Here is a 25,903-nt window from a genome sequence, read left to right as displayed (position 1 = left end):
ACAGACCCTGTGGGAGCAAAGCTTGCTCGCGATGGCGGTTAACCTGATACACCGCTTTCGCGAGCAAGCTTTGCTCCCACAGGGCTTTGCTCCCATAAGGATCAGTGCAACATCAGAGATTCAAGGCGTACGGTTACGCCGGGTTTCGATGATGTTCGGCAGCTGGGAAATCCGTCCCAGCAATCGACCCAATGCATCCAGCCCCGGGATCTCGATGGTCAGGGACATCAGCGCGGTGTTGTCCTCCTTGTTCGAGCGGGTGTTGACCGCCAGCACGTTGATTCGCTCGTTGAGCAGCACCTGGGACACATCACGCAGCAAGCCTGAACGGTCGTAGGCGCGGATGATGATGTCCACCGGATAGGTGAGGACCGGTACCGGGCCCCAGCTGACCTGGATGATCCGCTCCGGCTCACGCCCGCCCAGTTGCAGCACCGACGCGCAGTCCTGGCGGTGAATGCTCACGCCGCGGCCCTGGGTGATGTAGCCGACGATCGCATCCCCCGGCAGCGGCTGGCAGCAACCGGCCATCTGCGTCATAAGGTTGCCGACGCCCTGGATCTGGATGTCGCCGCGCTTGCCCGGTTTATAGCCGGTGGCCTTGCGTGGAATCAGCTCCAACTGCTCGTTGCCGCGTTCCGGCTCGACCAGTTGCTGCGCCAGGTTCACCAACTGCGCCAGACGCAAATCGCCAGCACCCAATGCGGCGTACATGTCCTCGGCGCTCTTCATGTTGGCCTTGTCGGCCAGCTTGTCGAAATCCACCGCCGGCAGACCGAGGCGAATGAGTTCGCGTTCGAGCAAGGTTTTACCGGCGGCGACGTTCTGGTCGCGCGCCTGCAGTTTGAACCAGTGGACGATCTTCGCCCGTGCCCGCGATGTGGTGATGTAACCCAGGTTCGAGTTCAGCCAGTCGCGGCTTGGGGTGCCGTGCTTGCTGGTGATGATCTCTACCTGTTCACCGGTCTGCAGGCTGTAGTTGAGCGGTACGATGCGCCCGTTGATCTTCGCGCCACGGCAGTTATGACCGATTTCGGTGTGCACCCGATAGGCGAAGTCCAGCGGCGTCGAGCCCTTTGGCAAGTCGATGGCATGGCCGTCGGGGGTGAAGATGTAGACCCGGTCCGGCTCGATATCGACCCGCAGCTGTTCCGCCAGCCCGCCGATGTCACCCAGCTCCTCGTGCCACTCGAGCACCTGGCGCAGCCAGGAGATTTTCTCCTCGTAGTGATTGGAGCCGGACTTGACGTCGGTGCCCTTGTAGCGCCAGTGGGCGCAAACCCCCAGCTCGGCTTCCTCGTGCATGGAATGAGTGCGAATCTGCACTTCCAGCACCTTGCCTTCAGGACCGATCACTGCGGTGTGCAGCGAGCGGTAGCCGTTCTCTTTCGGATTGGCGATGTAGTCGTCGAATTCCTTCGGAATGTGCCGCCACAGGGTGTGGACGATGCCCAGCGCGGTGTAGCAGTCGCGCATTTCCGGGACCAGTACGCGAACCGCACGAACGTCGTAGATCTGGCTGAATTCCAGACCCTTGCGCTGCATTTTGCGCCAGATCGAGTAGATGTGTTTGGCCCGGCCGCTGATGTCGGCATCGACGCCGGTGGCCTGCAGTTCGACCTTGAGCTGGCTCATCACGTCAGCGATGAACCGCTCGCGATCCAGCCGCCGCTCGTGCAGCAGCTTGGCAATCTGCTTGTACTGGTCCGGCTCCAGGTAACGGAAGGACAAATCCTCCAGTTCCCACTTGATGTGCCCGATACCCAGGCGGTGGGCCAGCGGCGCATAGATGTCGAACACCTCGCGCGCGACCCGGTTGCGCTTCTCGTCGTCAGCGGTTTTCACCGCGCGAATCGCGCAGGTGCGTTCGGCCAGCTTGATCAGTGCGACTCGCACGTCGTCGACCATCGCCACCAGCATCTTGCGCAGGTTTTCCACCTGGCCCTGAGTGCCCAGCACCAGGGATTGACGGGGGCTCAGGCTGGCGCTGATCGCCGCCATGCGCAGTACGCCGTCGATCAGCTTGGCGACCACCGGCCCGAAGCGCTGACTGATCGCCGGCAACTCGATCTGACCCTCGCGCACGCCACGGTACAAAACCGCCGCCACCAGCGAGTCCTGATCGAGTTTGAGGTCGGCGAGAATTTCCGCGATCTCAAGGCCCGTGCGAAAACTCGAGGTCCCTTCGGACCACAGGTTCTTGGCCGCATTGGCCTGTTGTTCAGAGGTGCGAGCGAACTCGCACGCTTCTTTCAAGGCTTCGCGATCCAGTGCCAGATCGACACTGACCGCGTGATCGAGCCAAGCCTCGAGATTGATACTGCCGTCGGTGTTGATCGGCTGGTGTGCTCTCACCTGTACCATCTTGCATACCTTCCCTACGACGCAGATTCAATGCGTCAAATCGCTGACCTTTATTGCCGGGAGACACTCGTGGGGCTAATTCGAGCGCTGTGCGGGCGGGTCAGTCGGACCAGACGAGCCATCCTGGCTCGCTTCAAATAACGCCATGGCCTCGACATGTGCCGTCTGAGGAAACATATCGAGAATCCCGGCACGTTTTAACCGGTAGCCCTGCTTGATCAATTCGACCGTATCGCGCGCCAGCGTCGCCGGGTTGCACGACACATACACCAGGCGCTGCGCGCCAAGTGATTTGAGCTTGCGCACGATCTCGTACGCACCGTCACGCGGTGGGTCCAAGAGTACCGCACAAAAGCCTTCGACTGCCCACTCGGCATCGGTCAAAGGCTGGGATAAATCGGCCTGGAAAAAATGAGTGTTATGCAGATTGTTGCCAGCTGCGTTGGCGGCTGCACGCTCGACCATGGTCTGCACGCCTTCCACCGCCACCACTTCGCGCACGACCTTGGCCAATGGCAGGGCAAAGTTGCCAAGGCCGCAGAATAGATCGAGTACCCGATCATCCGGCTGCGGTTTCAGCCAATCCAGCGCCTGGGCCACCATGGCTTCATTGACGCCAGCATTCACCTGGACGAAATCGCCCGGGCGGTAGGCCAGTTCCAGATCCCAGCGTTCCAGTCGATAACCCAGGGATTGATCGGCGTCGACCGGTTGTGGTTCGCCTTCACCCTGCAGCCACAATTGCGCGCCATGCAAAGCGCAGAATTCCTTGAGAATCGTCAGGTCGGCCTCGGACAACGGCGCCATGTGCCGCAGCAGTACCGCCAGGGATGAGCCGCTGAACAATTCCACATGCCCCAGCTCCTTGGGCTTGCTCAAGCGCCGGAGCATTTGCGGCAAACTCGTCATGATCGGTTGCAAGGGCTGTACCAGCACCGGGCATTCGCTGATCGCAACGATGTCCTGACTACCGGCCGCACGGAAACCGACTTCGAGTTGCTTCGCTTTCATGTCCCACCGCACCGCCACTCGGGCGCGACGGCGGTACCCGAATTCCGGACCACTCAATGGCGCTGCCCACTCCTGAGGTTCGACACCGGCGACCTTGGATAATTGCTCGGCGAGCATGCGTTGTTTCAGTGCAAGCTGCTCTCCATGGGGCAGGTGCTGCACGCTGCAGCCACCGCAGCGCCCAAAGTGCGGGCAAGGCGCGGGACGGCGCAGTTCACTGGCCTGGAACACCCGTTCGGTACGCGCCTCCACCACCTTGCCGTGGGTGCCGAGCACCCGTGCTTCAATTTCTTCACCCGCCAGCGCGCCCAGGACAAACCAGGTGCGGCCTTCGAAAAACGCGATGCCACGGCCGTCGTTGGCCAGGCGCTCGATGGTCAGGCGCTGCTTCTTGCCGGTGGGGATTTGTGGTGCCTTGCTGCCGCCAGTCGGCTGGAAGCGCAGACCTCTCTCGTGCTTGGCCATCAGTTGGGCGCGTCGAAAATGCCGGTCGACAGGTAACGGTCGCCACGGTCGCAGATGATCGCGACGATCACCGCGTTTTCAACTTCCTGGGACAGGCGCAGCATCGCTGCCACTGCACCGCCCGAGGACACTCCGCAGAAGATGCCTTCTTCGCGGGCCAGACGACGGGTTACGTCCTCGGCTTCTGTTTGCGCCATGTCGACGATCCGGTCCACGCGATCAGCCTGGTAGATCTTCGGCAGGTATTCCTGAGGCCAGCGGCGGATGCCTGGAATGGCCGAGCCTTCCATGGGTTGCAGACCGACGATCTGCACGCTTTCGCTCTGCTCTTTCAAGTAGCGCGAAACGCCCATGATGGTGCCGGTGGTGCCCATGGAGCTGACGAAATGGGTAATGGTACCTTCGGTCTGGCGCCAGATTTCCGGGCCGGTGGAGGTGTAGTGCGCTTCAGGATTGTCGCCGTTGGCGAACTGATCCAGCACCTTGCCACGGCCTTCGGCTTCCATGCGCTGGGCGAGATCACGCGCGCCTTCCATGCCTTCTTCCTGGGTCACCAGAATCAGCTCGGCACCGTAGGCAGTCATGGCGGCCTTGCGCTCGGCGCTGGAATTGTCCGGCATGATCAGGATCATCTTGTAACCCTTGATTGCGGCAGCCATCGCCAGCGCAATCCCGGTGTTACCGGAAGTCGCCTCGATCAGCGTATCGCCGGCCTGGATCTGCCCGCGCAATTCGGCACGGGTGATCATCGACAGCGCAGGACGGTCCTTGACCGAACCCGCCGGGTTGTTCCCTTCCAGCTTGAGCAAAAGGGTATTGCTGGTGGCGCCAGGCAGGCGCTGCAAACGAACCAGCGGGGTATTGCCGACGCAATCGGCGATGGTTGGGTACTGCAATGTCATGGCGTATTCGCAATCCAGACTGCGGGGGCGCCCATCATACCGGCAAACCCGCAAAGGCCATATCACGCAAAGTGCGGTGCTTATGGCTTGTGGGAATAAGCAGATAAAAGTCTCACCAGTGGTGAGACATTTATCAGAGGCATTCTGACATTCCACTTGCGGAAGGGATGGCCTCTTCGCCAGCAAGCCGGCTCCCACAGGGGATTTGTGTTGTTCAGATGATTTGTGGGCGACGCATGTCCACTGTGGGAGCGGGCTTGCTCGCGAAGGCGTCAGGAATAACACCACCGCCTTCAGCCACCAACCGCATATTCATCCGCAACCCCGTCCCGCTGTTCTGCGCCCAGATACTTCCGCCCTGGCGCTGCACCGCATTGCGCGCAATGCTCAGGCCCAGGCCAAAGCCGCCGTTGCCCGGGCGCGAGCCGTCGAGCCTGGTGAACGGCGAGAAGATCCTTTCGAGGTCAGCTTCAGCCACACCACCCCCCTCATCCTCCAGCCACAAATGCCAGAAGTCGCCGTCACGCCGACCGCCCAGGGTCACTACCCCACCCTGGGGCGAGTGACGAATGGCATTGCGCAAGATGTTTTCCAGCGCCTGGGCCAGGGTGTTGAGATTGCCGCGCACCCAGCAGGAAGCATCCACGGTGCAGACCAGTTGCGCAGACGGCCAGCAACTCTCATAGCAGGCATTTTCCGTGAGCATCTCCCACAGCGCCTGGACCTGGATCGCTTCGTCGGGCAAGGGCGCGCGTTCGGTGTCGAGCCAGGCCAGTTGCAAAGTGTCCTCCACCAACCGCTGCATGCCGTCCACTTCGCGACCGATGCGCTCGCGCAATTGCATCAGGCCCTCCTCGCTTTCGCTGGCCACCCGCAGGCGGCTCAGTGGCGTGCGCAGTTCGTGGGACAGGTCGCGCAGCAGCTGCTGCTGCAGGGCGACCGTACCCTGCAACCGTTCTGACATGTGATCGAAGGCCCGACCCAACTCGCCCAGTTCATCCTGACGGTTGGTGGTGCGGCTCGACAGGCGCACGCCCAGTTGATCGGCGCGCCAGGCGTTGGCCTGTTCACGCAAATTGTTCAGCGGCACCACCAGCAGGCGATACAGCCCGACGCACAGCAGCAGCGTGAAGAGCCCGGGGATGATCCCGTTGGTGATGACGCGCCAGAACAGCCGATATTGGCCCGGCACAAAACGCTGGGGCAACTCGATGACCAGGCTGCCGGCGGATGAGTCGCCGGGAAAGGGCACACGCAGCCATGGCAGGCCTTTCTTGTGAATGGGCCAGTCTAGGCCGCGCAGGAAGGTCAGGCGCTCGGTTTCCTTGACCGTCAGCTCCTGGCTGCTTAAAGACTGCAGGTCACCACTGATGACGCCGACCCACCCCGCCTCAAGCTCGCGCATACCCTGCAACCAGCGATCGACGCCGGTCTCCTGGCCCCGCTGCCAGGCTTGCTCGGCTTCGGCGGCATAGCGCGACAAGGTGCCCCGGGCTTCATCCGAAAGGAACTGGTTGCGCTGCTCCATGTAGCGGCCCCAGGACCAGCTCAGCCAGATCATCAGCAGACAGAACGCTACCAGCATGAAGGCCAGTTTCCAGAACAGCGAATGCCGCCCCGGCAGGTCAGACCACTTCATCGGCGATACTCAATACGTAGCCTTTGCCCCAGACCGTGCGCACTTCGCGCTCCAGGTAGTCGATGGCCTTGAGCTTGCGGCGGATCTGGCTGATGTGCATGTCCAGGCTGCGATCATGGGCCGCGTAGCCGCGCTGCAGGACCTGCTGATAAAGGAAGGCCTTGCTCAATACTTCGTCGCCATTGCGGTTCAGGGTTTCCAGCAGGCGGTACTCGCTGCGTGTCAGGCCCGCAGCCCGGTCACGGTAGAAGACGTCGAAACAGCCATCGTCAAAGCGCAGACTGTCGACCACAGGCGCACAAGCGACCGGCGCTGGCCGGCGGTCCAGCGCCACCCGCCGCAGTATCGCTTCGATGCGCACCCGTAATTCCGCCATGCTGAATGGCTTTGGCAGGTAATCGTCCGCACCCAGCCGAAAGCCGCTGATGCGATCGGCTTCCGCCCCGAGCGCTGACATCAGCAGCACCGGGGTCGAATGACTCTCGCGCAACTGGGTCAGCGCCTGGAGGCCATCCAGCCCAGGCAGCAGGATATCCATCAGCACTACATCGAAGCGTTGTTCGCGCGCCAGGTCCAGGCCCTCCTGGCCGTTCTTGCACCAGGTCACCTGAAAGCCGCTACGGCCCAGATGCTCGTGCACATAGGCGCCGAGGACCAAATCGTCTTCGATGGAGAGGATGCGTGGATAATCGCTTGAAATGGGAGTCATGAGTATCTGCAAATAATTCTCAGTTGATTGATTATTCAAGATTGCCTCGCCAGGGGCAACCCAAGGTTCATCGGCCCCCTCGATAGGCCGCGTCGTCCGACGAACAACCGGCACAATTTTTACGGCGATTGGCCGCAAGCAAATCGCTACACTGCGCAGGTGGCGCGAACCCGGACGTAAGCGCAGGTCATTCAATCGCTGGATGCAGGAGAGATGCGTGCTCAAGAAACTGGGAATAAAAGGCCGCGTATTGCTGCTGACCCTTTTGCCGACCAGCCTGATGGCCCTGGTGCTGGGTGGATATTTCACCTGGATGCAGCAGTCCGACCTGCAAACCCAGCTGATGCAGCGCGGCGAAATGATTGCCGAGCAGTTGGCGCCTCTGGTCGCCCCCGCCATGGGGCACCACAACAACGAAATGCTCGAACGCATCGCTACCCAGGCGCTGGAGCAACAGGACGTTCGCGCCGTCACCTTCCTCGCCGCCGACCGCACGCCCCTGGCACATGCCGGCCCGACCATGCTCAATCAGGCGCCCTTGGGCGACGGCTCGCAATTGCTGCGGCGCAGTGGCAATGACGCGACACGTTACTTGCTGCCGGTATTCGGCAAGCATCGCAACCTGGCGGGCGACCTGATTCCCGAGGAGGCTGATCGACTGCTCGGCTGGGTAGAGCTCGAACTGTCCCACAACGGCATGTTGCTGCGCGGCTACCGCAGCCTGTTCGCCAGCCTGCTGCTGATCGGCGTCGGTCTGGGTGGTGCGGCGCTGCTGGCGTTGCGCATGGGCCGCACGATCAACCGGCCAATCGGCCAGATCAAGCAGGCCGTGGCGCAACTCAAGGACGGTCACCTGGAAACACGCCTGCCGCCCCTCGGCAGCCAGGAACTGGACGAACTGGCTTCCGGCATCAACCGCATGGCCGGCACCCTGCAGAATGCCCAGGAAGAATTGCAGCACAGCGTCGACCAGGCCACCGAGGATGTGCGCCAGAACCTGGAGACCATCGAGATCCAGAACATCGAGCTCGACCTGGCGCGCAAGGAAGCCCTGGAAGCGAGCCGGATCAAGTCCGAATTCCTGGCCAACATGAGCCATGAAATCCGCACCCCGCTCAACGGCATCCTGGGTTTCACCCACCTGCTGCAAAAAAGCGAGCTGACCCCGCGCCAGCTCGACTACCTGGGCACCATCGAAAAATCCGCCGACAGCCTGCTGGGCATCATCAACGAAATTCTCGACTTCTCGAAAATCGAGGCCGGCAAGCTGGTGCTCGACCACATTCCGTTCAATCTGCGCGACCTGTTGCAGGATACCTTGACCATCCTCGCCCCCGCCGCGCACGCCAAGCAGCTGGAGCTGGTCAGCCTGGTGTACCGCGACACGCCGTTATCGCTGGTGGGTGACCCGCTGCGACTCAAGCAGATCCTGACCAACCTGGTCAGCAACGCGATCAAGTTCACCCGCGAAGGCACCATCGTCGCCCGCGCCATGCTTGAAGACGAACACGAAGACAGCGTGCAATTGCGCATCAGCATCCAGGACACCGGCATCGGCCTGTCGAGCCAGGACGTGCGCGCGCTGTTTCAGGCATTCAGCCAGGCAGACAATTCGCTGTCCCGGCAACCCGGCGGGACCGGCCTGGGCCTGGTGATTTCCAAGCGCCTGATCGAACAGATGGGCGGCGAGATCGGCGTCGACAGCACGCCTGGCGAAGGCTCGGAATTCTGGATCAGCCTGAGCCTGCCCAAGACCCGCGACGACGCCGAGGATCTGCCCGGCCCGCCGCTGCTGGGACGTCGGGTTGCGGTACTGGAGAACCATGAACTGGCACGTCAGGCCTTGCAGCACCAACTGGAAGACTGTGGTCTCACGGTGACGCCGTTCAACACCCTGGAAAGCCTGACCAATGGCGTAACCGGCGTGCACCAGACCGATCAGGCGATCGACCTGGCCGTGCTGGGCATTACCAGCAACGACATGCCGCCGGAGCGTCTCAACCAGCACATCTGGGACCTTGAGCATCTGGGCTGCAAAGTGCTGGTGCTGTGCCCGACCACTGAACAGACACTGTTCCACCTGTCCGTGCCCAACCCCCACAGCCAGCTTCAGGCCAAACCGGCGTGCACACGCAAGTTGCGCCGGGCCTTGTCCGACCTGGTCAACCCGCGTCAAATGCGCAACGAGCCGGGCGAGCCGCTGTCCAGCCGCGCGCCGAAAGTGCTGTGCGTCGACGACAATCCGGCCAACCTGCTGCTGGTGCAAACCCTGCTCGAAGACATGGGTGCCAAGGTGCTGGCGGTGGAAAGTGGTTATTCCGCAATCAAGGCGGTGCAGAGCGAGACCTTCGACCTGGTGCTGATGGACGTGCAAATGCCCGGTATGGACGGACGCCAAAGCACCGAAGCGATTCGTCAATGGGAGAGCGAGCGGCATTGCACACCACTGCCAATTGTCGCCCTCACCGCCCACGCCATGGCCAACGAAAAACGCGCTCTGCTGCAGAGCGGTATGGATGACTACCTGACCAAACCGATCAGCGAACGGCAACTGGCGCAGGTGGTGTTGAAGTGGAGTGGCCTGGCCTTGCGCAATCAGGGCCCTGAACGTATCGGTGACCGGCACGCCGGCGCCCCGGAGCTGCAGGTACTGGATCACGAGGAAGGCCTGCGCCTGGCCGCCGGTAAGGCGGACCTGGCAGCGGACATGCTGGCCATGTTGCTGGCATCTCTGGAAGCCGACCGTGAAGCCATTCGGTTTGCCCGCGACATCGATGACCACAACGCCCTGATCGAGCGCGTCCATCGTCTGCATGGCGCGACCCGCTACTGCGGCGTGCCGCAGTTGCGCGCCGCCTGCCAACGCAGCGAAACCCTGCTCAAGCAACAGGACCCGCGCGCCTATAGCGCCCTTGAAGAACTCGATCGGGCAATCAACCGCCTGGCGGCTCAGGCCCGAATAAACGCGTGACCTACCGCAGGCTTCGCAAGCTGCTACACAGGGTTATCAAAGGAGGATTGCATGCGTACTATTCTATTCAGCAGTCAGACCTACGACCGCGACAGTTTCCTTGCCGCCGATCTCCCTGCCGATATCGAACTGCAGTTTCAACCCGCGCGCCTGAGCATCGATACCGTGGCGCTGGCCGAAGATCACGAGGTGGTGTGCGCTTTCATCAATGATGACCTCAGCGCCCCGGTGCTCGAACGCCTGGTCGCCGGCGGAACGCGCCTGATCGCGCTGCGCTCGGCGGGTTATAACCATGTCGACCTGGCGGCTGCCAAGCGTCTTGGACTACCGATTGTGCGCGTTCCTGCCTATTCGCCGCACGCCGTGGCCGAGCATGCCGTGGCGCTGATCCTGGCGCTCAACCGCCGTCTGCATCGGGCCTACAACCGTACTCGCGAAGGCGATTTCAGCCTGCACGGCCTGACCGGTTTTGACCTGGTGGGCAAGACGGTCGGGGTGGTCGGCACCGGGCAGATCGGCGCGACCTTCGCAAAAATCATGCATGGCTTTGGCTGCCAGTTATTGGCGTTCGACCCCTATCCCAACCCGCAGGTCGAAGCCCTGGGTGCGCGTTACCTGAGTTTGCCAGAACTGCTCGCGCAGTCGCAGATCATCAGCCTGCACTGCCCGCTCAACGAGCAGAGCAAACACCTGATCAACCGGGCGTCACTGGCGCATATGCAACCCGGCGCCATGTTGATCAACACCGGGCGCGGTGGCCTGGTGGACACACCGGCATTGATCGACGCCCTGAAGGACGGCCAGCTGGGTTATCTGGGGTTGGATGTATACGAGGAAGAGGCGCAGCTGTTTTTCGAAGACCGCTCCGACCTGCCGCTGCAGGATGACGTGCTCGCGCGATTGCTGACCTTTCCGAACGTGATCATCACCGCGCACCAGGGGTTCCTGACTCGCGAAGCTCTGGGGGCGATTGCCGCTACTACATTGCAGAATATTGCCGCCTGGGCCGCAGGAACCCCGCAAAACCAGGTGAATGCAGGTTGAACCGGATCGAAGGTCAAACGCCCGCAGCATGATCAGCAGATGTCCGTGCTAGCATGCCGCGCATATTTGGAGGACCCATGGTCGAACACGATTTCCGCTATACCCTGATGAACCCGCAACACACCCTCACCGAATGCCGCGCCCTGGTGCCGGGGCGTTATCAGGTCACCGGCAACGGCGGCTCGATTCGCAACAATGACGTGCTGGTCGTGACCCTCAAAGGCGCCAAGGACCTGTCCATGCGCCTGACCGTCGAAACGGTTCGCCACCTGATCAACCCTCCCGGCCAATGGGTGGCGGTGGCCAGTGGGCCGGTGTTCGGCGAGTTGGCGATACACACCTGGAAAGTCAATTGCGACAGCTGCGCCAAGGAACTGAGTTTCGAGTTCGCGGTGGACGCCAAGCTGGGCAACAAGGTTGAGAAACCGGCGGCCAATGCGCGGATCGCCGAGCTGGGTTGGACCAGCGTTGCTGACAAGCATCTGTGCCCGAAATGCCAGGAGCCTGCGTGATGCAACGCCTCGCCCTGACCGCATTGGTTAGCGCCGGCCTGCTGGGCTGCGCGGCTCAACCCGTGCAGCTGCAGCAGAATCGCAGCTATATTCTGGAGTGGATTGGCGAACGTCCCTTGATGGATTACAGCCACCTGACCATTACTCTGGGTGAAGACGGTCGCGCCTATGGCAATGGCGGCTGCAACCACTGGTTCGCGCCGTATACCCTTGAAGGCGACAAGCTGAGCTTCGGTAAAGTTGGCAGCACTCGCAAACTCTGTGCGCCGGCGTTGATGGAGCAGGAGCAGCGGTTCCTCCAGGCCCTGGAAAACGTCCATCGCTGGGATGTGTCGCCGATCGAGCAGATGCGCTTCTGGCCGGCGCAAGGCAAGCCACTGCGCTGGTGGCTTGAAGAGGGTTAAGCCTCAGAAAAGATCGCAGCCTTCGGCAGCAGCCGAACACTGTAGGAGCTGCCGAAGGCTGCGATCTTTTTCTCAAAGCCCCCTCAATTTTTCGCCTGCAACGCCTCCAGCTTCGCCAGCACCCCCGCCGCCGTCTGCTCACCCAGCAACTGCTCACGCACCTTGCCCTTGTCATCGATGATGTACGTCACCGGCAACGCCTCGCTGCGCGGCACTTCGAACAATTCGGCCGGATCCTGCGCCAGCACGGTGAAACCGATCCCCAGTTTCTCACTGGCGCTTTTCAGCTCTTCACCTTGCACGTTGTCGAAGTTGACCCCGAACACTCCGATGTTCCTGCCCTTGAGCTGCTCGGCCAGGGCATTCAGTTCCGGAATCTCGGTTCGGCAAGGCCCGCACCACTCGGCCCAGTAGTTAAGTACCAGCCATTGTTTGTCCAGACGCTCGGCAGCCACTTTTTGCCCGTTCTGGTCGATCCCGTAATCGTTGCCACATCCCCCCAGCATCAATGTGCCGATGATCGCCAGTGCCGCTGCCAGTCGTCTGTTCATGTCGTGATCCTTGTCGAAAAAAGAATACTGCCGCGGCCCATTGCCTCCCCAGGTTCTGGAATCCGCGCTGCACAGTTAGAATAGCCGTCACCTTACGCAAGATGCGACCCGCACATGACCGATCTGACGCTTTATCACAACCCGCGCTGCTCGAAATCCCGCGGTGCGCTCGAACTCCTTGAAGCCCGTGGCCTGGCCCCTACCGTGGTGCGCTACCTGGAAACGCCGCTGGACGCCGCGCAAATCCAGAGCCTGCTGAAAAAGCTCGGGCTGGGTGCCCGGCAACTGCTGCGCACCGGCGAGGACGAATACAAAACCCTCAACCTGGCCGATAGCAGCCTCAGCGAGGCGCAATTGATTGCTGCCATCGCGGCTCACCCGAAACTCATGGAGCGGCCGATTCTTGAAGTCGGCGACAAGGCGGTGATCGGTCGTCCGCCGGAGAACGTGCTGGAGTTGCTGCCGTGAGCGCGCCGTACATTCTGGTGCTGTATTACAGCCGTAGTGGCTCGACCAATGAAATGGCCCGGCAGATTGCCCGCGGCGTCGAGCAGTCCGGAATGGAGGCGCGCCTGCGCACGGTTCCGGCGATTTCCACCGAGTGCGAAGCCGTGTCGCCCGACATCCCGGACGCAGGCGCGCTGTATGCGAGCCTCGATGACCTGAAAAACTGCGCCGGCCTGGCCTTGGGCAGCCCGACGCGATTTGGAAACATGGCCGCGCCGCTCAAGTACTTTCTCGATGGCACCAGCAACCTGTGGCTGACCGGCGCCCTGGTCGGCAAACCGGCCGGGGTGTTCACCTCGACCGCCAGCCTGCATGGCGGCCAGGAAACCACCTTGTTGTCGATGATGTTGCCGTTGCTGCATCACGGCATGCTGATCACTGGGTTGCCGTACAGCGAATCGGCGCTGCTGGAAACCCGCGGTGGAGGAACGCCGTACGGCGCCAGTCACCACGCCGGGGCGGATGGCAAGAGCGGCTTGAACGAACACGAAGTGGCCCTGTGCCGGGCATTGGGCCTGCGCCTGGCGAAGACCGCGCAAAAGCTGGGGAACTGACGTGGCGAAAAAGCCGAAGGTATTGCCGTCCATTGAGTGGCTCGAACCGCGGGTACGGGCGATGCGAGCCATCAGCCTGCTGTGTTATCTGGGGCTGGTGGGCTTGCTGTGTGTTTATTACCTGCTGATCGCCGATCTGCATGGCGCACGACCGTGGGTGATTATGCTGATCGAACTGGTGCCGCTGTTGCTGCTGGCACCGGGCATGATCATGGGCAGCGCCCGTGGGCATTCGTGGATGTGTTTTGTGGTGAACCTGTACTTCATCAAAGGCGCACTGGCGGCCTATGACCCGAACCGGCAGCTGTTTGGTTTGCTGGAAATGGGCGCTAGTCTGGCGGTGTTCTGCTCGGCGCTGATGTATGTGCGGTGGCGGTTTCAGTTGAATCGCAAGTTGGCGGGTGAAGGCTAAATCTCCGTCGCCTGATACACCGCCATCGCGGGCAAGCCTTGCTCCCACAGAGTTGTGTGAACAACACAAATCCCCTTCTGCAGGAGCAATGCCTGTGGAAGCAAGGCTTGTGGGAGCAAGGCTTGCCCGCGATGGATTCACCTCGGGCTCAATGATTAACGGTATAAGCCAGCATCATCGAAATCTGGCTCATCGCCCGCCCGCCACTCTGTTCATGCCACTGGTTGAACACGTCCTGCACCAACGCCAGATCCCGCTGACTGGTCGGCACCTTGTCGACGATCTTCTGCGCATTCAACCCCGCCACCACGTCATAGCTCGGCACAAAGGTGTCCTTGCCGACCATCCGCAGGAATCGCGGCGCCGACAAACCGCCCAACTGACTGCCGCGCTTTTTCAGGAAGGTCCACAACCCGACGATATCGGACACCGGCCAATCGGCGATCAGCGCGCCAAAGCTGCCATGTTCGTGGGCGACATCGAGGATGAACTGCGCATTGCGCGGCACACTCTTGAGTTTGCCCAGGTGGCGGATGATCCGCGCATCCTGCATCAGACGCTCCAGATGTTCGGCGCTCATCAGCACAACTTTTTCCGGGTCGAACCTGAAAAACACTTCCTCGAAAGACGGCCATTTCGCGTCTACCAGGCTGTGCTTCAGCCCGGCGCGGAACACGCGCAGGGCCATGGTCGAGAGGTAGCGGTCATCGCTGATCTTGCGCAATTGCGCGGGTGTCTTGGGAACGGGCAGATGGGCTTCCAGTTCAGCCGCCGAACCGAAGCGGTTCAGACAGTATTCGTGTAGCCACTTGTAATCGCGCATGCCCTCTCCTGAGGATTTAAATGAGAACCCCTGTTAGAGGTTTACGACATTGACGAACCGCGAAGCGGCGGTTTCATCAATCTTGAGGCTGGTGAAATCAAACAGATTACGGTCAGCCAGTTGCGACGGGAGCACGTTCTGCAGACTGCGGAAAATGCCTTCGATGCGCCCCGGGGTCTTGCGCTCCCACTCCAGCAGCATGTCCTTGACCACCTGACGCTGCAGGTTTTCCTGGGAGCCGCAGAGGTTGCACGGAATGATCGGGAATTGCTTGAAGTCCGCGTAGGCCTGAATGTCTTTTTCGTTGCAGTAGGCCAGTGGGCGGATGACCACGTTGCGGCCATCATCGGAGCGCAGTTTTGGCGGCATGGCTTTGAGTGAGCCGTTGAAGAACATGTTCAAAAAAAATGTTTCGACGATGTCGTCGCGGTGATGACCCAGGGCCATCTTGGTAGCGCCGATTTCATCGGCAAAGGTGTAGAGCGTGCCGCGGCGCAGGCGCGAGCACAGCGAGCAGGTGGTCTTGCCCTCAGGGATCAACTCCTTGACCACCGAGTAGGTGTCTTTCACGACGATGTGATACTCGACGCCCAACGCTTTCAAATAGGCCGGCAACACATGCTCGGGGAAGCCGGGCTGTTTCTGGTCCATGTTCACGGCCACGATCTCGAACTTGATCGGCGCAACCTTCTGCAAATGCAGCAGCACATCAAGCATGGTGTAGCTGTCTTTGCCGCCAGACAGGCAGACCATCACCTTGTCGCCATCCTCGATCATGTTGAAATCGGCGACAGCCTCACCCGCCTGACGGCGAATGCGCTTCTGCAGTTTGTTCTGGTTGATCGTAAGAGTGCCCATGACGCGAATCCGTGAGATGTGACGAAAGGCCGGCATTTTACGCAAAAACCCAACCACCACGTAATACCCCGTTGCTGACGCAAACCCATCGCGATTAAGCCGGGCATTTACAGCGCGATTTGCTCTAAGCCCTATCACCTGCGCCGTTAAGTCCTTTCTATACTGCGACATAAGGTCGCATGACTATCCAGACCTATCCCTTACTTGGCCACCTTGGCCCGTAGGCGCTCCGCTGGGGGGCGATGGTAAAAACAAGAGGAGTGACTGGCATGATCCATCACGTAGTGGGGCTCTTCACCCACCCTGACCAAGAATGGAAGGAGATTCGTGGCGACCAGGAGGAAAGCATCAGCCACATGTATCTCACTCACACCCTGATTCTCGCGGCGATTCCAGCTGTGTCGGCATTTATCGGCACCACCCAGGTGGGCTGGGTCATCGGCAGTCGGGCTCCGGTGATGCTGACCCAGGAAAGCGCACTGTGGATGACCATCATGTCGTACCTGGCGATGCTCGGCGGCGTAGCCGTGATGGGCGCCTTCGTACACTGGATGGCTCGCACCTATGATGCCAACCCGAGCCTGGCGCGCTGCGTGGCATTTGCTACCTACACCGCGACTCCGCTGTTCATTGGTGGCCTGGCGGCGCTGTATCCACACATGTGGCTGGGGATGGTCGTCGGCACCGCAGCCATTTGCTACACCGTGTACCTGCTGTATGTCGGGCTGCCGACGTTCATGAACATACCATCGGATGAGGGCTTTTTGTTTTCGAGTTCGGTACTGGCCGTAGGATTGGTGGTGCTGGTGGCCATCATGGCATTCACGGTGATTGTCTGGGGACTGGGCGTGGGGCCCGTCTACACCAACTGACTGCACATAAAAACCAGATCTGCCAATACAGGCCGCCGCGAGGCGGCCTCTTAATGTCCGGGAATGACCCGCCGCGACGACCATTCGGCGCCCGGACGATTCGCAAGTACCCGGGGTTGCGGCATACTCGACGTCTCTGGAGACCCATCAAGCATGCCCGAGCAACTCAACACCCGCGTCGAAGATTGTTACCAACTCGCTGAATCCTTTTTCAAACGTCCATTCAAGCGCCCCGTGGTGAGCCTCAAGCTGCGCGGTCAGAAAGCCGGTGTCGCGCATTTGCACGAGAACCTGCTGCGCTTCAATCCGCAGCTATATCGCGAGAACGCGCAGGACTTCCTCAAGCAGACCGTGGCTCATGAAGTAGCGCACCTGATTGCCCATCAGCTGTTCGGCGACCGCATTCAGCCTCACGGCGAAGAGTGGCAACTGATCATGCGCGGGGTGTACGAACTGCCGCCCAACCGCTGCCACACCTATGACGTCAAACGCCGCAGCGTTACCCGCTACATCTACAAGTGCCCGTGCGCCGACAGTGACTTCCCGTTCTCGGCGCAGCGCCATGGGCTGGTGCGGCAGGGACGGCGGTATTTGTGTCGCAGATGCAGGAGTACGCTGGTGTTCAGTGGGGAGATGAGGGTCGAGTAGGCGAGATTTGCAGTGGCAGCACGGGCCCCATCGCGAGCAGGCTCACTCCTACAGGGATTCTGTGAACGGCACATATCCATTGTAGGAGTGAGCCTGCTCGCGATAGCGTCCTCATCATCACTACACAACTACCTTGGCACGGCGCAATTCTTCGATCCGCTCGGCGCTAAACCCGAGCCCCCGCAACACCTCATCCGTATGCGCCCCCAACTCCGCACCGATATGCCTGGGCTCAGGCAAGCCTTCGGAAAATTTAAGCGGGCACGCCATCTGCGCCTGAGTCGAACCATCACCGCGCGGCACTTGCGTCACCACTTGCCGCGCCTGCAGTTGCGGATGCCTGACTGCCTCGCCAAGGCTGAGCACCGGTTCGACGCATGCATCAAGCTCGGCAAACAAAGCGCTCAACTCGGCAAAGTCGTGTTTCTCGAACTCGATCCTCAATGCCTCCTTGAGCTTTTTCTGATGCGCCGGGTGCGGCGACAACCCCAGTGTTGCCGCCTCCTCCAAGCCCAGCGCAGTGCACAGTTGCTTCATGAACGCCGGTTCCAGGCTGCCCACCGATAACCACCGCCCGTCACGTGAACGGTAGTAGTCGTAAAAACTGCCACCATTGAGCACCTGGTTTTCCCGCGCCGGCTCCTCGCCACAGGCCAGATACCCGGCGCCCGCCATGGCATTCAGGGTGAATGCGCAATCGGTCATGCTCACATCCAGATATTGCCCCTGCCCGGTCTGCTGGCGCGCAATCACCGCTGCCAGCAGGCCGATCACTCCATGTAGCGAACCCCCCGCGATATCGGCCACCTGCATGCCCAGCGGCAGCGGCCCACTGTCAGCCCGGCCGGTATGGCTCGCCAGTCCCGCCAGGGCGAGGTAGTTAATGTCGTGGCCGGCGCGGTCCTTGTAGGGCCCGGTCTGGCCGTAACCGGTGATCGACACATAGATCAGCTTCGGGTTGATCGCCTTCAGGGCTTCATAACCCAGGCCCAGGCGCTCCATCACCCCTGGCCGAAATTGCTCCAGGAGGATGTCGTGGTCTTGCAGTAATTGTTTGACCACTTCCAGCGCCTCGGGCTGCTTGAGGTCCAGCGCCAGACTGCGCTTGTTGCGATTGAGGTACGCGTGGCTGGCCGACACCCCCTGGTCGTGGGGCGGCAGCACCCGCAACAGGTCCATGCGGGTGGGCGACTCGATGCGCAAGACATCAGCGCCCATGTCCGCCAGCAACAGGGAGGCGAACGGCCCCGGTAGCAGTGTCGAGAAATCCAGAATCTTCAGTGAAGCCAGTGGACCGGGCATGTGATACCTCCAGAGCGTTCCTCCCAGCCTAGGCAGCCATTGGCATTGGAGCAATCACCGGATACATCAGCCGTAGTGACCGTTGCGCTCAAATCGCGCCCATGAAAAAACCCGCCGCAGCGGGTTTTCTCATTACAACAGTCTTACTTGACGTTGCTTGGGGTCGGGCCTTCGGCTACGCCGAGGTCGTCTTCGGCACGTTCGTCGGAGATACCACGACCGCCAGATGCCAGCTCAGCGTGCATCACGTCGACGTCCAGCTCCTTGACCCACTTGGCCACAACCAGGGTGGCGACGGCATTACCCACCAGGTTGGTCAGGGCACGGGCCTCGGACATGAAGCGGTCGATACCGAGGATCAGCGCCAGGCCAGCAACCGGCAGGTGGCCGACGGCAGACAGGGTGGCGGCCAGCACGATGAAACCACTACCGGTTACGCCAGCTGCGCCTTTGGAGGACAGCAGCAACACCACCAGCAGGGTGATCTGGTGACTGATGTCCATGTGGGTATCAGTTGCCTGGGCAATGAACACCGCAGCCATGGTCAGGTAGATGGCGGTACCGTCGAGGTTGAACGAGTAGCCAGTCGGAATTACCAGACCTACCACGGATTTCTTCGCACCCAGACGCTCCATCTTGATCAGCATGCGCGGCAGTACCGATTCCGAAGAAGAAGTACCCAGCACGATCAGCAGCTCTTCACGGATGTAACGAATCACTTTCAGCACGCTGAAGCCGTGAGCGCGGGCGATACCGCCGAGCACGATCAGGATGAACAGCAGGCAGGTGATGTAGAAGCAGGCCATCAGCTGACCCAGTTGCACCAGCGAGCCCACACCGTAGGCACCGATGGTGAACGCCATGGCACCGAAGGCACCGATTGGCGCGAGCTTCATGATCATGTTGATGATGTTGAACATGACGTGGGCAAAACGATCGATGAAGTCCAGCAGCGGCTTACCGTAGGCACCCAGGCGATGCAGGGCGAAACCGAAGATCACCGAGAACATCAGCACTTGCAGGATGTCACCGGTAGCGAACGCGCCAACGATGGTGGACGGGATTACGTTCAGGATGAAGCCAACGATGCTCTGATCTGCACCGGCCGCCACATACTGGGCAACTTTGGAAGCATCCAGAGTGGTCACATCGATGTGCATACCATTACCTGGCTGCACGATGTTCACCACCACCAGACCAACCAGCAGGGCGATGGTCGAAACGATTTCGAAGTACAGCAGCGCGTAACCGCCAGTCTTGCCAACCGACTTCATGTTCTGCATGCCAGCGATACCGCTGACGACGGTGCAGAAAATAATGGGGGCAATGATCATCTTGATCAGTTTGATGAACCCGTCACCCAGCGGCTTGAGGGCTACGCCGGTCTGCGGGTAGAAGTGACCGAGCAGGATACCGATGGCGATGGCAACGATCACCTGGAAATACAGGGATTTGTACAGTGGCTGACGAGTCGTCATTGCAAAGTTCCTCAAAAGTGCCCGCTGACAACATCCATCTGTTGTCCATGACACCTGAATTGCGAACCCTCCTGCACTGGAGGGATTTGTTTTTTCGAGCTGCGCGATGGCAGACATCTGCACGTTGCATCGCAAGGCCCGTGCCACCTTCACCAAATTGCCAGCTAGGCATTGGACATCAAGCCTTACAAGTTTTTCATCACCAGCGGTCACCGCAGAGATGTGGCGGATTTCCGCCGATCTGCCAGGTCACGTCCGACAATTTGGCGGATATCCGCCTTGTTGAGGGACCCATCCGTGTCTACTATCCGCCATTCAATGGACGGACCTTTCTTTCATATGCGCGAACGCACCATCGCCAGCCATTTCGCCCGTGCCGCCCTCGGCGGTGCTCGTCGACGTGGGTACGATTACTCGGGCCTGCTCCAGCAACTGGGGATCAGCCCCGAGCTGCTCGACGAGCCCCGAGCGAGGATTGCGCCCGAGCAGTTCACCCGACTGCTCCAGGCTCTATGGCTCGCGCTGGACGACGAGTACCTGGGTTTTGGACCGACGATCAGCCGACCCGGCAGTTTCGCGATGATGTGTCATGCGCTGATTCACTGCCGTAGTCTGGATAAGGCTCTGCATCGCGGCTTATTATTTTATAGCCTGTTCCCCGACGGCCCGCGCCTGACCATAAGCCGCGAAGACGAAATGATCCGCCTGAGCCTGGACGATTCGCAATTCCAGGATCCAGACCATTTCCTCACTGAAAGCCAGTTGATGGTCTGGCATCGCCTCAGCAGCTGGCTGATCGGCCAGCGCATCCGCCTGGAACAGGTGACCTTCAGTTATCTGCGCCCAGAACATGGCGCCGAATACGATCTGCTGTTCTCCTGTCCCCTGGTTTTTGGCGCAGCGCAGAGCAGCCTGCTGTTCCACAGCCGCTACCTGAACATGCCGCTGCTGCAGGACGAGCGTACCCTCAAGCACTTTCTCGAGCGCTCACCCGCCGACCTGCTGGCTCGCCCCGATGACGGCGACAGTCTGAGCAGCCAGTTGCGGCGTTTGCTCAGCCGCGACAGTTCGCGCTGGCTGGATTTGGAGGCGGTGGCTGCGCATCTGAATATCAGCCCGCAGACCTTGCGCAGGCACTTGCGCGAAGAGGGTTCGAGTTTTCAGGGACTGAAGGATCAACTGCGGCGGGATATTGCGATCTACCACCTCAGCCGCACCGATCTGTCATTGCAGCAGATCGCCGAGCAACTGGGGTTTTCCGAGCCTTCGGCGTTTCACCGGGCGTTCAAGAAGTGGACCGGACTGACACCGGGGGCCTATCGGGCTCAGGAAAACTGAACCCCTAGGCCTGCGGAAAATGAATCCGGAACGCCGCCCCGCCCATGGGCGAGTCATCCAGGGTCAGCTTCGCGCTGTAGCTCTCGATGATATCCTTGACCACTGCCAATCCAATCCCTTGCCCCGGATGCTGACGATCCAGACGCTCTCCTCGCTGGAGAATCCGCGCGCGTTGATCAGCCGGCACACCGGGACCGTCATCCTCGACGCACAGCTCGATGCCATCCACCGAGTCCCGCATGCTGACCCGCACCTCGCCCAGGCATAGCCGATAAGCGTTTTCCAGCAGGTTGCCCAACATTTCCAGCAACGCCCCCTGCTCGATCGGCACATAACAAGGTTCGGGCAGGTTGAAGCTCACCTGCACACGCTTGTCGCGATACACCTTGTCCAAGGTGTCACACAGGCTTTGCAACACCGGGCGCAAGCGCACCTGATGGCGTACCAGGCCACTTTTGCGCAGGCTGGCCCGTTGCAACTGGTAACTGATCTGCTGGCTCATTCGCTCGATCTGACTTTGTAGCACTCGCGCCTGATCGCGGTTTTCGGGGCGCTGGGCCATGTCCTCGCTAACCCCTTGAAGAACGGTCAAGGGGGTTTTCAGGCTGTGGGCCAAGTCGTCCAGGGAATCACGGTAGCGACTGCGTTGTTCTCGTTCGCTGTGCAGCAAGCGGTTAAGAGAGCCGGTGAGGCGCAGCAGTTCACGCGGGTGCTGCTCACTGAGGCTTTCCCGGGTGCCACCTTCGATTTCGTCCAGCTCCTGGCTTAACCGGCGCAACGCGCGCAAACCCCATGTCAGGCCGATCCATAGCAACGCCAGCAGCACCAGCAACGCGGCGCCGAAGCCCAGGTAGAGATTTTCCCGCAAGCCCTCGAGGGTCACCTCATATTCACGAACCGGCTGCAAAGCGACGATGCTGAACGCTGCGCTTTTGCCGCCGAGCAGTTTGACCTCGACGTCGTAGACGAAGAATTCCTGGCCATTGGCCTCGCGAATCCTCGCGAATTCATTACCGCGCCCGTCGTAACGGGGCGTGTAATTGATATGTTCTTCCTGGGTACCGTTCGAGCGCCAGACCAGATGACCGTCGCGATCGTAGATATAGCCCAGCAGACGGCCATCGGTGAGGTTAAATCGCTCATCGGGCAGTTGCGCCGGCATCCGCAAGTTGTTGCCATCCACCCGCGCTGCGGAGATCAGCGTAGTGACATCCGAGGCCAGACGCTGCTCGATGGAGTCCTGAAGCGCCAGGCTGAAGGCGCCCTGCATCGCCGGCAGTAATGCCAGCATGAACAACACTGCCAGGGTCGTGGCAGCGAGCATCAAGCGAACACGTAGCGAACGAATCAAGTGCAGCGCTCGGTGAACAGGTAGCCGAGGCCACGTACAGTATCGATCGGCTTGAATCCAGCCGGCCCCTCGAGTTTGCGGCGCAGTCGGCCTACCAGCACTTCGATGACATTCGGATCGCGCTCGTCGTCATCGGGGTAGAGCTGCTCCATCAAGCGATCCTTCGGCACAACTTGCTGATGATGGCGCATCAAATATTCGAGAATGCGGTACTCGTACGCGGTCAGCGCCAGTGGTTGCTCATCCAGTGTTGCCTGTTTGCGATTCAGATCCAGCAGCAAGGGCCCGGCCACGATAGTTGACTGGGTGAAGCCGCTGGAGCGGCGCAACAAGGCATTGAGCCGGGCGTCCAACTCTTCGAACTGGAATGGCTTGACCACATAATCATCGGCGCCGGCGGCAAGCCCTTCGACTTTATCCTGCCAATTTCCGCGCGCTGTAAGAATGAGGATGGGAAAGACCTTACCCTGTGAACGCAACTGACGGATCAGGTCAAGCCCGCCCATTCCTGGCAGGCCAAGGTCGATCACTGCCAGGTCATGGTTGAATTGCTCGGCCTGGTACAGCGCCTCTTCGGCGTTGGCCACGGACTGCACCACATGACCACTGTCCGTGAGGCGGGTTTGCAGGTGATGACGCAACAGTGCTTCATCTTCGACAACCAGCAACTTCATTGCAGACTCCCTAGAAAACCAAAATCTCCAGGGGCACTAAAGTGCACCTCGAGGGCTAACGGGCCTGGATGATCCCGGTGAAGAGATCGGCGCAGGCCCGTCTGAGAACGCATGTTAGAAAGCGTAGTTGGCGGCCAGATATGTCTGGGCGCTGCTGATCATGTTCAGCGAACCCTGTTTGCTGCCACTGCGTTCCCTCATCTCGGTGCTGGCATTGCTGCGCAGGTAACGATACCCCAGTTCAAGCGAAGTGTTTTTCGAAACCTGTTGCAGAACTCCCACCTGTCCGCCCAAGGCGTAGCCGATGTCGCTGTCGCGGCTGAAACCGCTGGACTCCTGGGTCATTTTGGTCAAGCCAAGGGTAGCGCCGGCGAACAGTTTGGTAGTGTCACCCACAGGGAAAAACTTATCGTAGCTGCCCAAGAGGTTTTCATGGCGAATTTTGATACCGCTATGGGAGTCCGACACATAGTCGTAAGTAGCGTAAATACGGCCATCATTGTTTTGTCGACCGAGCCTGACGCCCCAGGTGCCGTTCTTATCAATCACGCCGTTGGTGTTCGGATGATTGAGGTTGTCACTCAACAGGCGGGACTTATTGACCTTGTCGCTGGTCTGTCCAAGAGTAAGGCTGGCAAAATTTTCTTCAGCGGCCCCGGCAACAGTACTAGCGCCCAGGACGGTGATAGCCAGCAGCAGTTTTTTGAATCCAGTCATTGGGTGTTTCCTTGTGTTGTTATGTGCGTGTTGGGTATGGGAGAAGATTACCCAGCGCGCCCTGAACTCCCCCTGAACGCCTTCTGAACCTGGGCTGAACCAGATCCAACCGACCCTTTTCGATGACTGACTGTGGGAGATCCAACCATGCGTGTGTTTCTAGCCCTCGTATTAATCGCCTTGAGCGGACTCAGCCAGGCGGCAATCCAGACCCGGGAAATTCCCTACCAGAGCGCCGACGGCACCAAGCTGATCGGTTATTACGCCTACGACGACGCGATAAAGGGCCCACGCCCGGGGATTGTGGTGGTGCATGAATGGTGGGGGCTCAATGACTACGCCAAGCGTCGTGCCCGTGACCTTGCGGGCCTGGGCTACAGCGCGCTGGCTATCGACATGTACGGCGACGGCAAAAATACCGAGCACCCGAAAGACGCCATGGCCTTCATGCAAGCCGCCATGAAGGACAGTTCGGCGGCGAGTGCGCGCTTTCAGTCGGGACTTGACCTGCTGAAACAACAACCGCAGACCGATCCTGACAAACTTGCGGCCATTGGTTATTGCTTTGGTGGCGCCGTGGTGCTTAATGCCGCGCGCCAAGAGTTGCCGCTGGCGGGCGTGGTGAGCTTCCACGGTGCGCTGGCGACTAAAACGCCGGCTGCGCCCGGCAGTGTGAAGGCGAAAATCCTGGTTGAGCATGGGGCAATGGACAGCATGGTCACCCCCGAAAACGTCGCGGCGTTCAAGGCGGAAATGGATAAGGCCGGCGCGGACTATCGCTTTGTCAGCCTCAACGGCGCCAAGCACGGCTTCAGCAACCCTGATGCGGATCGACTGGGCCACGGCGAGCATGGCGGGCCGGACATCGGTTACAACAAGGCGGCGGACGAGAAATCCTGGGCGGACATGCAGGCGTTCCTGAAGAAGATCTTTTCCTGAATCAACTCTGAGCAAAGTTACTGTGGCGGGGCTGATCCCTCGTCACAGGACAGCCAAAGCAGCAACGACCCTACCCAGCCAGGAGGCAACCCGGCAAAATGCCAGACATGAATTTCTCCCCCGCCCTGCCCGCCTGCTGCACTCCGCTCGACGCTCGTTGGCCGCTGCCGTTTGCGCTGCCCGATACCGTGCTGCTGAGCACTCACTTCGATAGCACTTTGCTAGCCAGCGATGACTTTCAACGCAGTGCCATCGCCGCACCTGCAAGCATCCAGCGCTCAGTCGCCAAACGCCAGGCGGAGTTTCTTGCCGGACGGCTCTGTGCCCGAGGCGCGCTGCAGCAACTGGACGGGCTGGATTTCAGCCCGGAGATTGGCGCAGACCGGGCGCCGGTGTGGCCCGCACACATCAGCGGTTCGATCACCCATAGCACCGGTCGGGCTGCAGCAATCGTTGCAAAAAAAAACCATTGGCGCGGATTGGGGATGGACCTGGAAAACATCCTCAATCCGGAACGAGCCGAACGCCTGGCAGCGGAGATTCTCACGGCAGCGGAGTTGAAGCGCATGGCCGCAGGTCGTCGAGAGCAGTTGGCGCTGCTGGTGACACTTACGTTCTCGGTAAAGGAAAGCCTGTTCAAGGCGCTGTATCCGATCGTGCAGCAGCGGTTTTACTTTGAGCATGCTGAAGTGCTGGAATGGAACGAGCGCGGTGAAATTCGCTTGCGCTTGCTAACGGATCTGTCCAGTGAATGGCGCAATGGCTCGGAGCTGGAAGCACAGTTTGCAGTGATGGATGGACAGCTGTTAAGCCTGGTCAGCATCAAGGCTTGAAGACACACTCCAAAAAACCGACGCA

Annotated in this window: 25 protein-coding genes; 12 read left to right on the top strand and 13 right to left on the bottom strand. The window is 60.4% G+C overall.

What is annotated here, in order from left to right:
- Positions 1 to 120 precede the first annotated feature (120 nt).
- The 5 genes from relA to ACYZTK_RS22310 form a co-directional block, all read right to left on the bottom strand.
- Entirely contained in the window at positions 121 to 2,364 is a 2,244-nt protein-coding gene (gene relA / locus ACYZTK_RS22330; RefSeq protein ID WP_462011811.1) for a GTP diphosphokinase, read from the bottom strand.
- Between the two features lie 75 nt (positions 2,365 to 2,439).
- On the bottom strand, positions 2,440 to 3,840 hold the full coding sequence (gene rlmD, locus ACYZTK_RS22325) for a 23S rRNA (uracil(1939)-C(5))-methyltransferase RlmD (RefSeq protein ID WP_462011810.1): 1,401 nt from the start codon (positions 3,838 to 3,840) through the stop codon (positions 2,440 to 2,442).
- Positions 3,840 to 4,742, bottom strand: coding sequence for a cysteine synthase CysM (gene cysM, locus ACYZTK_RS22320; protein ID WP_462011809.1), 903 nt, complete (start codon positions 4,740 to 4,742; stop codon positions 3,840 to 3,842). The genes rlmD and cysM overlap by 1 nt, the downstream gene beginning before the upstream one ends.
- Positions 4,743 to 4,956: 214 nt before the next feature.
- Positions 4,957 to 6,381: a histidine kinase sensor domain-containing protein gene (locus tag ACYZTK_RS22315; RefSeq protein WP_462011808.1), complete on the bottom strand. Its 1,425-nt coding sequence runs from the start codon at positions 6,379 to 6,381 to the stop codon at positions 4,957 to 4,959.
- Complete coding sequence (locus ACYZTK_RS22310) at positions 6,368 to 7,090, bottom strand: response regulator transcription factor (RefSeq protein ID WP_462011807.1); 723 nt, start codon at positions 7,088 to 7,090, stop codon at positions 6,368 to 6,370. The genes ACYZTK_RS22315 and ACYZTK_RS22310 overlap by 14 nt, the downstream gene beginning before the upstream one ends.
- A 217-nt stretch (positions 7,091 to 7,307) precedes the next feature.
- Between ACYZTK_RS22310 and ACYZTK_RS22305 the strand changes: the two genes are divergently transcribed.
- From ACYZTK_RS22305 to ACYZTK_RS22290, 4 genes are all read left to right on the top strand, one after another.
- Positions 7,308 to 10,061, top strand: coding sequence for a response regulator (locus ACYZTK_RS22305; protein ID WP_462011806.1), 2,754 nt, complete (start codon positions 7,308 to 7,310; stop codon positions 10,059 to 10,061).
- A 51-nt stretch (positions 10,062 to 10,112) separates the two neighbouring features.
- On the top strand, positions 10,113 to 11,105 hold the full coding sequence (locus ACYZTK_RS22300) for a 2-hydroxyacid dehydrogenase (RefSeq protein WP_462011805.1): 993 nt from the start codon (positions 10,113 to 10,115) through the stop codon (positions 11,103 to 11,105).
- Positions 11,106 to 11,182: 77 nt separating this feature from the next.
- Positions 11,183 to 11,617: a hypothetical protein gene (locus tag ACYZTK_RS22295; protein ID WP_462011804.1), complete on the top strand. Its 435-nt coding sequence runs from the start codon at positions 11,183 to 11,185 to the stop codon at positions 11,615 to 11,617.
- Positions 11,617 to 12,021, top strand: a complete 405-nt coding sequence (locus ACYZTK_RS22290) for an META domain-containing protein (RefSeq protein WP_462011803.1) — start codon at positions 11,617 to 11,619, stop codon at positions 12,019 to 12,021. The genes ACYZTK_RS22295 and ACYZTK_RS22290 overlap by 1 nt, the downstream gene beginning before the upstream one ends.
- Before the next feature lie 83 nt (positions 12,022 to 12,104).
- On the opposite strand, the gene ACYZTK_RS22285 is transcribed toward ACYZTK_RS22290, so the two are convergent.
- Positions 12,105 to 12,572: a redoxin domain-containing protein gene (locus tag ACYZTK_RS22285; protein ID WP_462011802.1), complete on the bottom strand. Its 468-nt coding sequence runs from the start codon at positions 12,570 to 12,572 to the stop codon at positions 12,105 to 12,107.
- A gap of 114 nt (positions 12,573 to 12,686) precedes the next feature.
- Here ACYZTK_RS22285 and arsC point away from each other — a divergent pair, with 114 nt between their 5' ends.
- From arsC to ACYZTK_RS22270, 3 genes are read left to right on the top strand one after another with little or no spacing between them, the layout of a single operon-like run.
- Complete coding sequence (arsC, locus tag ACYZTK_RS22280; RefSeq protein ID WP_462011801.1) at positions 12,687 to 13,040, top strand: arsenate reductase (glutaredoxin); 354 nt, start codon at positions 12,687 to 12,689, stop codon at positions 13,038 to 13,040.
- On the top strand, positions 13,037 to 13,633 hold the full coding sequence (gene wrbA, locus ACYZTK_RS22275) for an NAD(P)H:quinone oxidoreductase (protein ID WP_462011800.1): 597 nt from the start codon (positions 13,037 to 13,039) through the stop codon (positions 13,631 to 13,633). The genes arsC and wrbA overlap by 4 nt, the downstream gene beginning before the upstream one ends.
- A gap of 1 nt (position 13,634) precedes the next feature.
- Positions 13,635 to 14,045, top strand: coding sequence for a DUF2069 domain-containing protein (locus ACYZTK_RS22270; RefSeq protein ID WP_462011799.1), 411 nt, complete (start codon positions 13,635 to 13,637; stop codon positions 14,043 to 14,045).
- Positions 14,046 to 14,193: 148 nt separating this feature from the next.
- On the opposite strand, the gene ACYZTK_RS22265 is transcribed toward ACYZTK_RS22270, so the two are convergent.
- Both ACYZTK_RS22265 and ttcA read right to left on the bottom strand, forming a co-directional pair.
- Positions 14,194 to 14,868 (bottom strand): DNA-3-methyladenine glycosylase I, encoded by a 675-nt coding sequence (locus ACYZTK_RS22265; RefSeq protein ID WP_462011798.1) that lies wholly within the window; start codon positions 14,866 to 14,868, stop codon positions 14,194 to 14,196.
- Between the two features lie 33 nt (positions 14,869 to 14,901).
- On the bottom strand, positions 14,902 to 15,726 hold the full coding sequence (gene ttcA / locus ACYZTK_RS22260; protein ID WP_462011797.1) for a tRNA 2-thiocytidine(32) synthetase TtcA: 825 nt from the start codon (positions 15,724 to 15,726) through the stop codon (positions 14,902 to 14,904).
- Positions 15,727 to 15,995: 269 nt separating this feature from the next.
- Between ttcA and ACYZTK_RS22255 the strand changes: the two genes are divergently transcribed.
- Positions 15,996 to 16,598: a Yip1 family protein gene (locus ACYZTK_RS22255; RefSeq protein ID WP_462011796.1), complete on the top strand. Its 603-nt coding sequence runs from the start codon at positions 15,996 to 15,998 to the stop codon at positions 16,596 to 16,598.
- Between the two features lie 153 nt (positions 16,599 to 16,751).
- On the top strand, positions 16,752 to 17,246 hold the full coding sequence (locus tag ACYZTK_RS22250) for a SprT family zinc-dependent metalloprotease (RefSeq protein ID WP_462011795.1): 495 nt from the start codon (positions 16,752 to 16,754) through the stop codon (positions 17,244 to 17,246).
- 120 nt (positions 17,247 to 17,366) lie between these two features.
- On the opposite strand, the gene ACYZTK_RS22245 is transcribed toward ACYZTK_RS22250, so the two are convergent.
- Positions 17,367 to 18,548 carry a CaiB/BaiF CoA transferase family protein gene (locus tag ACYZTK_RS22245; protein ID WP_462011794.1) on the bottom strand — a complete coding sequence of 394 codons (1,182 nt, stop codon included), beginning with the start codon at positions 18,546 to 18,548 and terminating at the stop codon, positions 17,367 to 17,369.
- 143 nt (positions 18,549 to 18,691) lie between these two features.
- Positions 18,692 to 20,026, bottom strand: coding sequence for a dicarboxylate/amino acid:cation symporter (locus tag ACYZTK_RS22240; RefSeq protein WP_462011793.1), 1,335 nt, complete (start codon positions 20,024 to 20,026; stop codon positions 18,692 to 18,694).
- Positions 20,027 to 20,365: 339 nt separating this feature from the next.
- Between ACYZTK_RS22240 and ACYZTK_RS22235 the strand changes: the two genes are divergently transcribed.
- Positions 20,366 to 21,364: an AraC family transcriptional regulator gene (locus ACYZTK_RS22235; protein WP_462014951.1), complete on the top strand. Its 999-nt coding sequence runs from the start codon at positions 20,366 to 20,368 to the stop codon at positions 21,362 to 21,364.
- A 4-nt stretch (positions 21,365 to 21,368) separates the two neighbouring features.
- Here the strand turns inward: ACYZTK_RS22235 and ACYZTK_RS22230 are convergent, their stop codons facing one another.
- The 3 genes from ACYZTK_RS22230 to ACYZTK_RS22220 form a co-directional block, all read right to left on the bottom strand.
- The gene (locus ACYZTK_RS22230) at positions 21,369 to 22,715 is read right to left on the bottom strand and encodes an ATP-binding protein (RefSeq protein WP_462011792.1); all 1,347 of its coding nucleotides are present in this window, start codon (positions 22,713 to 22,715) and stop codon (positions 21,369 to 21,371) included.
- Positions 22,712 to 23,389 (bottom strand): response regulator, encoded by a 678-nt coding sequence (locus ACYZTK_RS22225; protein WP_462011791.1) that lies wholly within the window; start codon positions 23,387 to 23,389, stop codon positions 22,712 to 22,714. The genes ACYZTK_RS22230 and ACYZTK_RS22225 overlap by 4 nt, the downstream gene beginning before the upstream one ends.
- Before the next feature lie 114 nt (positions 23,390 to 23,503).
- Positions 23,504 to 24,106, bottom strand: a complete 603-nt coding sequence (locus tag ACYZTK_RS22220; protein WP_462011790.1) for a hypothetical protein — start codon at positions 24,104 to 24,106, stop codon at positions 23,504 to 23,506.
- Positions 24,107 to 24,253: 147 nt separating this feature from the next.
- Here ACYZTK_RS22220 and ACYZTK_RS22215 point away from each other — a divergent pair, with 147 nt between their 5' ends.
- Positions 24,254 to 25,045, top strand: a complete 792-nt coding sequence (locus tag ACYZTK_RS22215) for a dienelactone hydrolase family protein (protein WP_462011789.1) — start codon at positions 24,254 to 24,256, stop codon at positions 25,043 to 25,045.
- A 107-nt stretch (positions 25,046 to 25,152) separates the two neighbouring features.
- Complete coding sequence (locus ACYZTK_RS22210; protein WP_462011788.1) at positions 25,153 to 25,878, top strand: 4'-phosphopantetheinyl transferase family protein; 726 nt, start codon at positions 25,153 to 25,155, stop codon at positions 25,876 to 25,878.
- The last annotated feature ends 25 nt before the right edge of the window (positions 25,879 to 25,903 follow it).

This window comes from Pseudomonas sp. LB3P31, from assembly GCF_054897945.1.
This window is presented reverse-complemented; position numbering and strand designations above follow the sequence as displayed.